The 13,280-nt window shown below is 65.9% G+C and carries 12 protein-coding genes; 10 read left to right on the top strand and 2 right to left on the bottom strand.

Annotation, left to right across the window (positions count from 1 at the left end):
• Positions 1-66 precede the first annotated feature (66 nt).
• The 3 genes from WS45_RS25610 to WS45_RS25600 all read left to right on the top strand — a co-directional run bounded on the left by WS45_RS25610 (position 67) and on the right by WS45_RS25600 (position 2,939).
• Positions 67-984: a LysR family transcriptional regulator gene (locus WS45_RS25610; RefSeq protein WP_059692046.1), complete on the top strand. Its 918-nt coding sequence runs from the start codon at positions 67-69 to the stop codon at positions 982-984.
• A 172-nt stretch (positions 985-1,156) separates the two neighbouring features.
• On the top strand, positions 1,157-2,284 hold the full coding sequence (locus tag WS45_RS25605; protein WP_059534351.1) for an aminotransferase class V-fold PLP-dependent enzyme: 1,128 nt from the start codon (positions 1,157-1,159) through the stop codon (positions 2,282-2,284).
• An 85-nt stretch (positions 2,285-2,369) separates the two neighbouring features.
• Positions 2,370-2,939: a YdeI/OmpD-associated family protein gene (locus tag WS45_RS25600; RefSeq protein WP_059702322.1), complete on the top strand. Its 570-nt coding sequence runs from the start codon at positions 2,370-2,372 to the stop codon at positions 2,937-2,939.
• A 183-nt stretch (positions 2,940-3,122) separates the two neighbouring features.
• On the opposite strand, the gene WS45_RS25595 is transcribed toward WS45_RS25600, so the two are convergent.
• On the bottom strand, positions 3,123-5,423 hold the full coding sequence (locus tag WS45_RS25595) for an NADP-dependent malic enzyme (protein WP_059534353.1): 2,301 nt from the start codon (positions 5,421-5,423) through the stop codon (positions 3,123-3,125).
• A gap of 135 nt (positions 5,424-5,558) precedes the next feature.
• Between WS45_RS25595 and WS45_RS25590 the strand changes: the two genes are divergently transcribed.
• The 7 genes from WS45_RS25590 to WS45_RS25560 all read left to right on the top strand — a co-directional run bounded on the left by WS45_RS25590 (position 5,559) and on the right by WS45_RS25560 (position 12,611).
• A complete protein-coding gene (locus WS45_RS25590; RefSeq protein ID WP_059534236.1) occupies positions 5,559-6,530 on the top strand; it encodes a LysR substrate-binding domain-containing protein in 972 nt (323 codons plus the stop codon).
• Between the two features lie 317 nt (positions 6,531-6,847).
• Positions 6,848-7,801, top strand: coding sequence for a choline ABC transporter substrate-binding protein (locus WS45_RS25585; RefSeq protein WP_059692048.1), 954 nt, complete (start codon positions 6,848-6,850; stop codon positions 7,799-7,801).
• A 100-nt stretch (positions 7,802-7,901) separates the two neighbouring features.
• Positions 7,902-8,831, top strand: a complete 930-nt coding sequence (locus WS45_RS25580) for a 3-keto-5-aminohexanoate cleavage protein (protein ID WP_059534240.1) — start codon at positions 7,902-7,904, stop codon at positions 8,829-8,831.
• A gap of 86 nt (positions 8,832-8,917) precedes the next feature.
• Positions 8,918-9,883 (top strand): L-carnitine dehydrogenase, encoded by a 966-nt coding sequence (locus WS45_RS25575; protein ID WP_059702321.1) that lies wholly within the window; start codon positions 8,918-8,920, stop codon positions 9,881-9,883.
• A gap of 6 nt (positions 9,884-9,889) precedes the next feature.
• Complete coding sequence (locus tag WS45_RS25570) at positions 9,890-10,378, top strand: thioesterase family protein (RefSeq protein WP_059534242.1); 489 nt, start codon at positions 9,890-9,892, stop codon at positions 10,376-10,378.
• A gap of 57 nt (positions 10,379-10,435) precedes the next feature.
• Entirely contained in the window at positions 10,436-11,392 is a 957-nt protein-coding gene (locus tag WS45_RS25565) for an alpha/beta hydrolase (protein ID WP_059702319.1), read from the top strand.
• A 22-nt stretch (positions 11,393-11,414) separates the two neighbouring features.
• Positions 11,415-12,611, top strand: a complete 1,197-nt coding sequence (locus WS45_RS25560) for a TauD/TfdA family dioxygenase (RefSeq protein ID WP_059702317.1) — start codon at positions 11,415-11,417, stop codon at positions 12,609-12,611.
• Between the two features lie 193 nt (positions 12,612-12,804).
• Here the strand turns inward: WS45_RS25560 and WS45_RS25555 are convergent, their stop codons facing one another.
• Positions 12,805-13,107, bottom strand: a complete 303-nt coding sequence (locus WS45_RS25555; protein WP_059534248.1) for a DUF4148 domain-containing protein — start codon at positions 13,105-13,107, stop codon at positions 12,805-12,807.
• Between the last annotated feature and the right edge of the window lie 173 nt (positions 13,108-13,280).

Genomic DNA, 13,280 nt, shown 5'->3' with positions numbered 1-13,280 from the left:
GCGCCATTCGTTTCGAAATAGAATTGATCGCAAGTCAACGTTGCATAAATGAAAAGATGAGGGGAAATGGCCAGGCTGCCTGACTTCGAAGGGCTCGCGATGTTCGCCAAGGTCGCCGAGGAAGGATCGTTCGCGGCGGCGGCGCGCGCGATGGGCGTATCCGTGGCGACCGTTTCGCGCGGCGTCGCCCGTCTGGAAGACCGTTTGGGCGGACGACTTTTCAACCGGACGTCCCGTCAACTGGCGCTCACCGAGTTCGGCCGGACGATCTGCGAAAAGGCCGGCGAGGTGTATCGCCATGCCGAAGAAGCGGAAAGTGCCGCGCGCGAGATGGCCGTGCAGCCGCGCGGGCTGGTGCGCCTCGCGGTGCCGATGTCGTTCGGGTTGCGCTGGGTCGCGCCGCTGCTGCCCGGTTTCTTTCGTGCCTATCCGGACGTGTCGATCGACCTGCATCTGTCGGATGCGTCGGTCGACCTGATCGCAGACGGTTTCGATGCCGCATTGCGCATCGCCGCGCTGCCGGATTCGTCGCTGGTGGCCCGGCGGTTGTGTGCGGTGACGCAATACGTGGTGGCGTCGCCTGCATACCTGAAGCGCGAAGGACGGCCCGCGCATCCGCGCGAACTGGCGGGGCGGCCATGTCTCTCGTACGCGTATCGGGCGCATAGCGATGTGTGGCGTTTCACGAACGACGCGGGTGACGAGGAGGCGGTCATGCCGAATGGTCCGCTGCGCGTGACGAATGCCGATGCGCTGTTGCCGACGCTGCTCGCCGGTCTCGCGATTGCGGAGCTGCCTGAATTCATCGCCGGCGAATATCTGGCCGATGGCCGCCTCGAAGCGATCCTGACCGACTGGTCGTTGACGCGGGGCGGCCTCTACTTCGTCACGCCGTCCGCGCGCGCACGGCCCGCGAAGGTTGCCGCGCTGTCCGACTACTTCGCCGAACATCTGTCGGATCCGTCCTGGCGATGGCCGAAGTGATCGATTGCCGCAGTGCGCCATACGCCACACCAAAATCCCCTGACGTCAGACGGCTTTCGCTAGAATCGATCATCGTTCAGGTACAAGCGCAGAAATGCATCGGTGCGGCGGTATCCACTACGCGAATGCCGCTCGCGCTCATCCCATGGTTCATCCTTTACCGGAGGCGAACGTGCCAGGCTTACTTCCCGATGTCGACCGTGACGGGCTTCTCGAATATTCGGTGGTGTACACCGACCGGTCGATCAATCACATGTCGCAGCGCTTTCAGGGCGTCATGCGCGATATTTCCGCGGCGCTGAAGAAGGTCTACAACGCGAAGGCGGTGGCGATCGTTCCGGGCAGCGGGACGTTCGGCATGGAAGCCGTTGCGCGCCAGTTCGCGACGGACAAGAAGTGTCTGGTCATCCGCAACGGCTGGTTCAGCTTCCGCTGGTCGCAGATTTTCGACATGGGCCGCATTCCGTCCGAGTCGATCGTGTTGAAGGCGCGCCCGGTCGAGCCGGGCAGGCAGGCGGCGTTCGCGCCGGCCCCGATCGAGGAAGTCGTCGCCGCGATTCGCGAACACAAGCCGGATCTGGTCTTTGCTCCGCATGTCGAAACCGCCTCCGGGATGATGTTGCCCGACGCGTATCTGCGCGCGGTGGCCGACGCCGTGCATGCGGTCGGCGGCATGTTCGTGCTCGATTGCATTGCGTCCGGGACGATCTGGGTCGACATGGAGGCGAGCGGTGTCGACGTGCTGATCAGTGCGCCGCAAAAGGGCTGGAGCGCGTCGCCTGGCTGTGCGCTGGTGATGATGAGTCCGCTTGCGCGCGAGCGAATCGACGCGACGACCAGCACCAGTTTTGCGTGCGATCTGCGCAAGTGGCTGCAGATCATGGAAGCGTACGAGAACGGCGGGTTCGCGTACCACGCGACGATGCCGACGGACAGCCTCGCGACGCTGCGCGACGTCATCAAGGAAACGGAAGCGTACGGCTTCGACAAGGTGAGGGCGGAACAACTCGAGCTCGGCACGCGGATTCGCGCGTTGCTGGCCGAGAAGGGGTTCCGGAGCGTGGCGGCGGAAGGCTTCGAGGCGCCGGGCGTCGTCGTGAGCTACACGGACGATGACGACATCCGGTCCGGCAAGAAATTCGTCGACGTCGGCATGCAGATCGCGGCCGGCGTGCCGTTGCAATGCGATGAGCCGGCGGATTTCAAGACGTTCCGGATCGGCTTGTTCGGGCTCGACAAGCTGCATGATGTCGATGCGGCGGTCGGACGATTTGCTGACGCGTTGGAACGCGTTCTGTAGCGCGCGTTTTCGATCGGCCGAGGTCGGAAGCCGCCAAACCCGGCGGCGGCTTCCGACCCAAACAAGCCGGATTTTGGACAGTGACATGACCGAATGCGCTCTGACATTTGCCAGTCAAACCGAATGGGAAAGCTGGTTGGCGCAAAACGGCGGCACTTCGAGCGGAGTATGGCTGCGTCTGGCGAAAAAGGGCGCCACGCACCGAACCGTCACCTACGACCAGGCGTTGGAAAGCGCGCTCTGCCATGGCTGGATCGATGGCCAGAAACGGGCTGAGAGCGAGACGTACTGGTTACAACGCTTCACGCCGCGCTCCGCAAAAAGCATCTGGTCCAAACTCAACAAGGACCGGGCCGAAGCGCTGATCGCCGCAGGCAGAATGCGTGCGTCCGGCATGCGCGAGATCGAGAAGGCGCGGCAGGACGGCCGCTGGAAGGCTGCTTATACGTCGGCCAGCAACTCGACCGTGCCGGACGACCTGCAGGTGGCGTTGGACGCAAATTCGAAAGCCAAGGCGTTCTTTGCAACGCTGAATAGCCGCAACCGCTACGCCATCCTGTTCCGGATACAGAATGCGAAAAAGCCGGAAACACGGGCGCGTAAAATCGCGGAATTCGTCGACATGCTGAACCGCGGTGAAACCTTCCATCCGTAAATCTTGTGCTTCTGATGGAGCTCTGGCGAAACGCGTGCATCGAATCCGTGACGGCCGCTTCGTTCCGGCAGCCGTCATGCGCAGTAATTTCGTCGGCCAGCGCGATGTCCGCGCCGGTTGCGGTGCAGACCGCAACCCGCTGACCGACGAGGTCGGCCGTAGCCGACCCCGCATCAAGCGCAATTACACGGCCGCGTTGCGATTCGCCTCGATCACCGTCAACGCCGTCATGTTCACGATCCGTCGCACGGTCGCACTGGACGTGAGGATGTTCACCGGCCCGTTGACGCCCAGCAGGAACGGCCCGACCGCAACGTTACTGCCGGCCTCGGTCTTGAGCAGGTTATAGGCGATATTCCCCGCATCGACGTTCGGACACACGAGCAGGTTCGCCGCACCCTTCAGCGGCGACATCGGCAGCAGCCGCGCACGCAGCGCCTCGTCGAGCGCGCAGTCGCCGTGCATCTCGCCATCCGCCTCGATATCCGGCGCTTGTGCGCGAATGATTTCCAGCGCCCGGCGCATCTTCACGCCCGAAGCCGCGCTCCCCGACCCGAAGTTCGACCGCGACAGCAGCGCAACCTTCGGCGAGAGATTCAGCCACTCCATCTGCCGCGCGGCCGCGATCGTGAATTCCGCGATCTGCTCCGCATCCGGGTTGTCGTTGACGTGCGTATCGACCAGCGCGACCGTCCGCTGATTCAGCAGCAGGATGTTCATCGCGGCGTAGGTCGACGCATCGGGCTTCCTGCCGATCACTTCGTCCACGAACCGCAGGTGATTGTGATACTCGCCGACCGTCCCGCAGATCATCCCGTCCGCATCGCCGAGCCGCACCATCATCGCGCCGATCAGCGTCAGGCGGCGCCGCATTTCGACGCGCGCCATTTCCTTCGAGATGCCGTCGCGGCAGCGCAATTCCCAATACGTCGTCCAGTATTGCGGGAAACGTTCGTCATATTCCGGATTGGTCACTTCGACATCCTGACCGAGACGCAGGCGCAGGCCGAACCGCTCGATACGCGCGAGCAGCACTTCCGGACGCCCGACCAGGATCGGACGCGCGAGCTTCTCGTCGACGATGACCTGCACCGCGCGCAGCACACGCTCGTCCTCGCCCTCGGTGAACACGATGCGTGCCTTGCCGCCATCACGCACGAGCTGACGCGCGGTCGCGAACAGCGGCTTCATGAACGCGCCCGAGTGGTAGACGAACTGCTGCAGCTGCTCGACGTACGCGTCGAGATCCGCGAGCGGGCGCGTCGCCACGCCGCCTTCGATCGCGGCCTTGGCCACGGCCGGCGCGATGCGAACGATCAGGCGCGGATCGAACGGCTTCGGAATCAGGTATTGCGGACCGAAGGACACTTCATCGCCGCCATAGGCCGCCGCGACGATGTCGTTCTGCTCTTCCTGCGCGAGGCCGGCAATCGCGTGAACCGCGGCGATTTCCATTTCGCGGGTGATCGTCGTTGCGCCCACATCCAGTGCGCCGCGGAAAATGTACGGGAAGCAGAGAACGTTGTTGACCTGGTTCGGGAAATCCGAGCGGCCCGTCGCGATCACGACGTCGTCGCGCGTCGCATGCGCGAGTTCCGGGAAGATTTCCGGCGTCGGATTGGCGAGCGCGAGAATCAGCGGACGCGCGGCCATCGCCTTCAGCATCTCCGGTTTCAGAATGCCGCCGACCGACAGCCCGAGGAACACGTCGGCGTCGCCGATCACTTCGGACAGCGTGCGCGCGTCGGTTTCCTGCGCGAAGCGTTCCTTGGCGGGATCCATCAGCGTGGTGCGGCCGCGGTAGACGACGCCTTCGATATCCGTCGCCCAGATGTTCGCGACCGGCAGCCCGAGGTCGACGAGCAGGTCCAGGCAGGCCAGCGCCGCGGCACCGGCGCCCGAGGTCACGACCTTCACCTCGGAAATCGACTTCCCGACCACCTTCAGCCCGTTGATGAATGCGGCGGCCACGGTAATGGCGGTGCCGTGCTGGTCGTCGTGGAAGACCGGAATCTTCATGCGCTCGCGCAGCTTGCGCTCGACGGTGAAGCACTCCGGCGCCTTGATGTCTTCGAGATTGATCCCGCCGAAAGTGGGCTCGAGGCCGGCGATGATGTCGACGAGCTTGTCCGGATCGGTCTCGTTGATCTCGATGTCGAACACGTCGATCCCCGCGAACTTCTTGAACAGCACGGCCTTGCCTTCCATGACCGGCTTCGACGCGAGCGCGCCGATGTTGCCCAGACCCAGCACGGCGGTGCCGTTGGTGATGACGCCCACCAGATTCCCGCGGCTCGTGAAGCGATGCGCGTTCAGCGGCTCGGCGGCGATCGATTCGCACACGCTGGCGACGCCCGGCGTGTAGGCGAGCGCGAGATCGCGCTGCGTCACGAGCGGCTTGCTGGCGACGACGGAGATCTTCCCCGGGGTCGGAAACTCGTGATAGTCGTACGCGGCCTGCTGCTGAGTCTCTGTCTGTTTCATGTTTTTGGGTCCGGGCGTGCGCGCCAGGCCAGTCCCGACGCGATCCATGAGGTGATTCTAGGGATCAGCCATAAGGAGATGATTCTGTTTTAATATCGGTCCATCACTTTTTCATGATGGTATGGCGGTTCGGCAATGACATTCGACGCGAACGACGTGGTCCGGCGGCTCGGTGCGCGCCTGAAGATGCGGCACCTGATGCTGTTGCTGCAGATCCAGCAGCACGGGTCGCTGACACGCGTCGCGGAGCACATGGCCAGCAGCCAGCCTGCCGTGACGAACGCGCTGTCCGAGCTGGAAAGCATGTTCGGCACGCCGCTGTTCGAGCGCTCGTCGCGCGGGATGCGGCCGACCGCGCTCGGCTCGGTCGTGCTCGAGCGCGCCCGGGCGATGCTGAAGGACCTCGACCATCTCGCCCGCGAGATGGAGGCGGTCGCCGCCGGCCACGCGGCCCACCTGCATATCGGCGTGATTCCGTTTATTTCGGGCCAGATGCTGTCGGCGGCGCTCAAGCGGCTGCAATCCCGGATGGAACGCCGCCTGACCGTGACGATCCATGAAGGCACCAGCGACCAGTTGCTGCTCCAGCTCAAGGACCACAGCGTCGATCTCGTGATCGGGCGGGCGTCGTCGGCGGTCGATCTGGGGCAGGTTTCCTTCGAAGTTCTGTACCAGCAGCAGCCGCGGATGATCGCGAGCCGGCGCCTCGCCGCGAAGCTGGCGCGCATGAAGCTCGACTGGGAGAAGCTGCGCGAACTGGACTGGATTCTCGGCGCGCCGCATACGCCGATGCGGGAGCAGGTGACGGACCTGTTCCTGTCGGCCGGCATCGCGCCGCCCGTGCCGATCGTCGAAAGCTACTCGTCGAAGCTGATCGGCGAAATGATCGCGTCGAGCGACGACGCCGTATCGATCGTGCCGGCCGATATCGCCGAAGAAATGGTGCGCATCGCCGGCGTGGCGATCGTGCCTTACTCGCTGGTCTGGACGCTGCCGCCCATCGCGCTGTTTACGCGCGCCGCCGAATCGCATGCGCCGACGCGGGATCTGCTGGTCCAGGCGTTGCGCGAGATCTGCAGGGAAACCTATGTCGAGGTACCGCGATGACGTGTCGGGCGCCGGCCCGCACCGGCCCGGCCGGAATCGACATCACGCGCGTTCCGGCGCCACCGCCGAAGCACGCTCCGTCGGCATCCGTCACGCCGCATCCGGACAACCCCCGCTTCACCGAAATTCGCCTCAAACCCCCGCCACACAAGCCATTGCTCGCGCATAGTGGTTTCCACTCATAGTCGCAAATAGTCAAGAAAAGGTCGCCGCCGGTCGTCTTTCGACCAATATGGCTCGTTACTTTTACTCCCACGATGCAGGCCGGGACGCACTCCGCGAACCCGTCGGACATCGGTCCAATCGGGAGAGAAACCATGAAGTCGACAAAGATCGCCGCGTTCGTCGCGGCCGTGCTGGCGACCGGCGCATTCGCGACCGCGGCGCACGCCGAAACGGAAGCAGCGACCTGCCGCAACGTACGCTTCGCGGACATCGGCTGGACCGACATCACGTCCACCACGGCGCTCGCGTCGACGGTGTTCGAAGGGCTCGGCTACAAGCCGACGACGACGATCGCATCGGTGCCGATCTCGTTCGCCGGCCTGAAGAGCAAGCAGCTCGACATCTCGCTCGGCTATTGGTGGCCGGTGCAGCAAAAGCAGCTCCAGCCGTTCCTCGACAGCAAGTCGATCAACGTGGTCGAGACGCCGAATTTGTCGGGCGCGAAGGCGACGCTCGCGGTGCCGAGCTATGAATACCAGGCCGGCCTGAAGACCTTCGATGACATCGCGAAACACCGCGCGGAACTCGACGGCAAGATCTACGGGATCGAGCCGGGCAGCAGCGCGAACGCGACGATCCAGAAGATGATCGACACGAACCAGTACGGTCTGGGCGGCTTCAAGCTGGTCGAATCGAGCGAGGCGGGGATGCTCGTGACGGTCGAGCGCGCGATCCGCGAGAAGAAGTGGGTCGTGTTCCTCGGCTGGGAACCGCATCCGATGAACATCCAGATCAGCATGAACTACCTGTCCGGCGGCGATGCGAGTTTCGGCCCGAACTACGGCGAAGCGCGCGTGTACACGCTGACGGCGCCCGACTTCATCGCGCGCTGCCCGAACGCGGGCAAGCTCGTCGAGAACCTGCGCTTCACGACGCAGCTCGAGAACCAGCTGATGCAGTCGGTGATGAACAAGACGAAGCCGGCCGACGCCGCGAAGGCGTACCTGAAGAAGAATCCGCAGGTGCTCGATGCCTGGCTCGCCGGCGTCAAGACGTTCGACGGCAAGGACGGCCTGCCTGCCGTGAAGGCGTATCTCGGCCTGTAACGGCCCGCGCGCGCCGCAAGCGGACGGCGCGCAGCGACAAATAATCTGCAGTACGACGGAAAACGAGCGACACGAACAGCATCAAGCGAGGGCATTCAGCATGAACCATGAAGTCATCATCACCTGCGCGGTCACCGGCGCGGGCGACACGGTCGGCAAGCATCCGGCGATTCCGGTCACGCCGAAGGAAATCGCGGCCGCCGCGATCGAAGCGGCGAAGGCCGGCGCGACGGTTGCGCACTGCCACGTGCGCGATCCGCAGACGGGCCGCGGCAGCCGCGACCCGAACCTGTACCGCGAAGTGGTCGACCGGATCCGCTCGGCGGACGTCGACGTGATCATCAACCTGACGGCCGGCATGGGCGGCGATCTGGAGATCGGCCCGGGCGAGGACCCGATGCGCTTCGGCAAGGGCACCGATCTCGTCGGCGGCCTCACGCGCCTCGCGCACGTCGAGGAACTGCTGCCGGAAATCTGCACGCTCGACTGCGGCACGCTGAATTTCGGCGACGGCGACTACATCTACGTATCGACGCCCGCGCAACTGCGCGCCGGCGCGAAACGCATCCAGGAACTCGGCGTGAAGCCGGAGCTGGAAATCTTCGATACGGGCCATCTGTGGTTCGCGAAGCAGTTGCTGAAGGAAGGGCTGCTCGACGATCCGCCGCTGTTCCAGCTGTGCCTCGGCATTCCGTGGGGCGCGCCGGCCGACACCGGCACGATGAAGGCGATGGTCGACAACCTGCCGCCGGGCGCGCACTGGGCCGGCTTCGGGATCGGCCGCATGCAGATGCCGATGGTCGCGCAGGCGATGCTGCTCGGCGGTCACGTGCGCGTCGGCCTCGAAGACAACATCTGGCTCGATCGCGGCGTGCATGCGACCAACGGCACGCTCGTCGAGCGTGCGCGGGAAATCGTCGAACGCCTCGGCGGCCGCGTGCTGACGCCGGCCGAAGGGCGTCGCAAGCTCGGCTTGCCGGCGCGCGGCGAGCGTCCGCTCGAACGCCGCGCGGTGACCGAATTCGCGTGAGTTTGCAAGGCTGATTCCGATTCAATGCGGCGGCGCGCACGGGCGCGGTCGCCGTCCGATTTCACTCGATTTGAAGGATGCGTGACATGGCAGTGAAGACCGACATCAAGACGTTCGCCGCGATCGGCACCGGCGTGATCGGCAGCGGATGGATTTGCCGTGCGCTCGCGCACGGTCTCGACGTGGTCGTGTGGGACCCCGCGCCGGGCGCCGAGGAGCGGTTGCGCGCGAACGTCGCGAATGCGTGGCCCGCGCTCGAACGCGTCGGCCTCGCGCCGGGCGCCGATCCCGCGCGGCTGCGCTTCGAGTCGACGATCGAGGCCTGCGTCGCCGACGCGGATTTCATCCAGGAAAGCGCGCCCGAGCGCGAGTCGCTGAAGCTCGAACTGCACGAACAGATCAGCCGCGCGGCGAAGCCTGACGCGATCATCGCGTCGTCGACGTCGGGGCTGCTGCCGACCGACTTCTACGCGCGTGCGACGCACCCGGAGCGCTGCGTGGTCGGCCATCCGTTCAATCCGGTCTACCTGCTGCCGCTCGTCGAGGTGCTCGGCGGCGCGCGCACGTCGCCGGAAGCGGTCGAGGCCGCGATGGCGATCTATCGCAAGCTCGGCATGCGGCCGCTGCACGTGCGCAAGGAGGTGCCGGGCTTCATCGCGGACCGGCTGCTCGAAGCGCTGTGGCGCGAGGCGTTGCATCTCGTCAACGAAGGCGTCGCGACGACCGGCGAGATCGACGATGCGATCCGCTTCGGCGCGGGCATCCGCTGGTCGTTCATGGGCACGTTCCTGACCTACACGCTGGCCGGCGGCGATGCCGGCATGCGACACTTCATGCAGCAGTTCGGCCCCGCGCTCGAACTGCCATGGACGAAGCTGGTCGCGCCGAAACTGACCGACGAACTGATCGACAGCGTCGTCGAAGGCACGCGCGAGCAGCAGGGCACGCGCAGCATCAAGGAACTCGAACGCTATCGCGACGAGTGCATCACCGAGGTGCTGAAGGCGATCGCCGCGGTGAAGGCGCGGCACGGGATGCGATTCGAGGACTGAACGAACATGACCGGCGATACCCCGCTGACGATTTACCACGACGTCGTGCGGCCCGAGTGGGTCGACTACAACGGCCATTTGCGCGACGCGTTCTATCTGCTGATCTTCAGCTTCGCGACCGATGCGCTGCTCGACCGCATCGGTCTCGACGACGCCGCGCGTCGCGAGCGGTGCCGCTCGGTCTATACGCTCGAAGCGCACGTGAACTATCTGCAGGAGATCAAGGAAGGCACGCGCGTGCGCGTCGATGCGCGGGTGTTCGCGCATGACGCGAAGCGGCTGCACCTGTATCTCGAGCTGTTCGCGGACGGCCATGACGGCGCGGTGTCGGCGAGCGAGCAGATGCTGCTGCACGTCGATACGCGCGACGGCGCGAAATCGGCGCCGTTCGACGACGACGTCGCCGCGCGCGTGGCCGAACTGCATGCGTTGCAGCGCGATTGCGCGGCGCCCGCGTATGCGGGGCGCGTGATCGGACTGCCGCCGCGTCGCTAGCGTCGACGTTCAACGTTCAAGTTTCAGCGTTCATTCTTCGACCGCGGAGCGCACACGATGCTCGAACCGGAAATCGCGGCGTTCGTTGCAGCCGTCGACGCGTGGTATCCGGCCGACGCGGCGGCGCGCTCGCCCGTCGAGCAACGCCGCGTCTACGACCGCTTCGCGGCCGCATGGACGCCCGCCGAACTGCCGCCCGGCATCGTGCAGCAGGACGCCGCGTGGCACGCGCCGGACGGACGCGCCATCGCACTCCGGCGCTACGCGCCTGCGCACGGCGAGCCGCGCGGCACCGTGCTGTTCTTTCATGGCGGCGGCTTCGTCGTCGGCTCGCTCGACAGTCACGCGCTGATCACCGCGCAACTGGCGGCCGACACGGGGCTGGCCGTGATCGCGGTCGACTACCGGCTCGCGCCCGAGCATCGTGCGCCGGCCGCGCTCGAGGATTGCCTGGCCGTCACGCGCGCCGCACGCGATGCAACCCGCTGGCCGTTCGGCTCGTGCGCACGACCGCTGACGCTCGCGGGCGACAGTGCGGGCGGCAATCTCGCGGCGGCCGTCGCGACCGCGCTGCGCGACGCGGGCGAAGGCGGCATCGACGGGATCGCACTCGTGTATCCGATGCTCGGCATCGAACCGCAAGCGCCGGCGCGCGAGACGGAAGCGCACGCGCCGATGCTGACGCTCGACGACGTTCATCGCTATCGCGCGCTGTACTGGGGCGATGCGGATGAAACCGCGCTGAACGACGATCCGCTGCTGCGCGCATCGGCGCCGCTCGCGGCGTCGCGCTTCGACGGGCTGCCGCCCGTGCTCGCGATCGGCGCGGAACACGATCCGCTGCGCGACGATGCGCGCGTCTACGTCGAACGGACCCTTGCGGCCGGCGGCGCCGCGCGTTACTGGAGGGGAGAGGGGCTGGTGCACGGCTGCTGGCGCGCGCTCGGAACGAGCCCGCAGGCGGCGCGGATGCACCGGATGATCGGCGGGTTTCTGCTCGCACCACACGCGTAGCGGGCGTTTCCGGGAGGCAACGATGCAGGCAGCGCAACACCGTATCGAGGACTGGCGGACCTTTTCCGCCGACGCGGCCATTGCGGCGGCGACGATCGGCGATGGAACGGTGGACGTCGAGTGGAGCGACACGCGACGATCGCCGTTTCACTTCGACTGGCTGCGCGACAACTGCGCGTGTTCCGCGTGCGTGCACGCGCTCACGCGCGAACAGGTGTTCGAGATCGCCGACGCGCGCGAGGATCTGTCGGCGCTCGCCGTGCATGTCGAGACCGACGGCGCGCTGCACGTCGAGTGGAATGACGGGCATCGCAGCACCTGGTCGCCGGGATGGTTGCGCGCGCATGCATACGACGATGCGTCGCGCGCGGAACGCCAGGCCGAGCACGGGCGGCACGTATGGGCCGGCGACGATGCGACGGCGATCGGCGTGTTCGCGTGGCGTGACGTGATGGAGGACGACGGCGCGTTGCGCGCGTGGCTCGCCGCGTTGCAGCGCACGGGATTGACGCTCGTCGAGGGCGTGCCGGCCGAACGCGGCCGGGTCGACCAGATCGCGCGTCGTGTCGGCCTGATCCGCGAAAGCAATTTCGGCGTGCTGTTCGATGTCGAATCGAAGCCGCGACCGGACAGCAATGCCTATACGTCGCTCAACCTGCCGCCGCACACCGACCTGCCGACGCGCGAATTGCAGCCGGGCGTGCAGTTCCTGCATTGCCTCGCGAACGACGCAACGGGCGGAGACAGCATCTTCCTCGACGGCTTTGCGCTCGCGCAAGCACTGCGGCGCGACTATCCGGCCGATTTCGAATACCTTGCCTCGACGCCGTTCGAGTTCTGGAACAAGAGTGCGAACAGCGACTACCGCTGCTCGGCGCCGGTGATCGGCCTCGATGCACACGGCAACGTGACGGAAGTGCGCGTCGCGAACTTCCTGCGCGGGCCGCTCGATGCGCCGGCCGGATCGGTCGCGGCCGTCTATCGCGCGTACCGGCGGTTTCTCGCGCTCGCGCGCGAGCCGCGTTTCCGGGTGCAGCGCCGCCTGCGGGCGGGCGACATGTGGGCGTTCGACAACCGGCGCGTGCTGCATGCGCGCACCGAGTTCGATCCGTCGACGGGCCGCCGGCATCTGCAGGGCTGCTACGTCGATCGCGACGAACTGCTGTCGCGCTGGCGTGTGCTGTCGCGTGCGGCGCCTGCAGCCGCCGCGGGGCGTTGACCGGCGCATACGGCAACGCCACGCATACCTCGCCGTGGAAAAAGCGCCCGGACGCAGCGCGCCCGGGCGAAGCCACCCGCTGCCGGGCGGCGGAGGTATGCGTTTCACAAAACAAGACGAGCCCGCATCAGGGGCTCGTCCGGGTACAGCTTCGTCGCGCGATGCGCGATGCGCCTGCCAGGGGCGCGTCGGCTTACTGGCCGAAGAAGATCGAGTCGCGCGCGTTCGACGACGCTGCGGCGACCGGGGCGCCCGAGTGGACGACCGGAACCGGTTGCGCGCCGTAGCCGCTGGCGTCGGCACCATGAACACGCGCTTCCGCCGACTGGATGTCGTTCGGGTAGTACGGGCTCGACACGCCCGGCTTGTAGCCGGCTTGTTCGAGCTGGACCAGTTCGTTGCGGACTTGCGCGCGGGTCACGGTGCTTTGTGCGAAAGCGCCGAACGAAGCGGACAGGGCGACAGCGGCAACGACTGCGGAAACGAGCGATTTCATGATGACCTCCGGTGTTTTATTGGGTTCGCTTTCGACACCATGTCTGCAGCGATTGACTAAATCTTAGTCACCGGGTCGTGCAGGGTAAACGCTGATTTTGACGATAGATTGTTTCCGGACTGGTAACAGTCAGCCGTTCAACCATGCTTTCACCAAGCTTTCATTTCTGCGAG

The sequence above is a fragment of the Burkholderia sp. RF2-non_BP3 genome, assembly GCF_001522185.1.
GTDB classification, from domain to species: Bacteria; Pseudomonadota; Gammaproteobacteria; order Burkholderiales; family Burkholderiaceae; genus Burkholderia; species Burkholderia diffusa.
This window is presented reverse-complemented; position numbering and strand designations above follow the sequence as displayed.

Bases quoted from the DNA above. Each gene is read 5' to 3' on its own strand.
- WS45_RS25555 (WP_059534248.1), bottom strand. From the start codon at position 13,107: ATGAAATCGCTCGTTTCCGCAGTCGTTGCCGCTGTCGCCCTGTCCGCT.
- WS45_RS25575 (WP_059702321.1), top strand. From the start codon at position 8,918: ATGGCAGTGAAGACCGACATCAAGACGTTCGCCGCGATCGGCACCGGC.
- WS45_RS25595 (WP_059534353.1), bottom strand. From the start codon at position 5,423: ATGAAACAGACAGAGACTCAGCAGCAGGCCGCGTACGACTATCACGAG.
- WS45_RS25560 (WP_059702317.1), top strand. From the start codon at position 11,415: ATGCAGGCAGCGCAACACCGTATCGAGGACTGGCGGACCTTTTCCGCC.
- WS45_RS25565 (WP_059702319.1), top strand. From the start codon at position 10,436: ATGCTCGAACCGGAAATCGCGGCGTTCGTTGCAGCCGTCGACGCGTGG.
- WS45_RS25590 (WP_059534236.1), top strand. From the start codon at position 5,559: ATGACATTCGACGCGAACGACGTGGTCCGGCGGCTCGGTGCGCGCCTG.
- WS45_RS25610 (WP_059692046.1), top strand. From the start codon at position 67: ATGGCCAGGCTGCCTGACTTCGAAGGGCTCGCGATGTTCGCCAAGGTC.
- WS45_RS25580 (WP_059534240.1), top strand. From the start codon at position 7,902: ATGAACCATGAAGTCATCATCACCTGCGCGGTCACCGGCGCGGGCGAC.
- WS45_RS25600 (WP_059702322.1), top strand. From the start codon at position 2,370: ATGACCGAATGCGCTCTGACATTTGCCAGTCAAACCGAATGGGAAAGC.
- WS45_RS25585 (WP_059692048.1), top strand. From the start codon at position 6,848: ATGAAGTCGACAAAGATCGCCGCGTTCGTCGCGGCCGTGCTGGCGACC.
- WS45_RS25570 (WP_059534242.1), top strand. From the start codon at position 9,890: ATGACCGGCGATACCCCGCTGACGATTTACCACGACGTCGTGCGGCCC.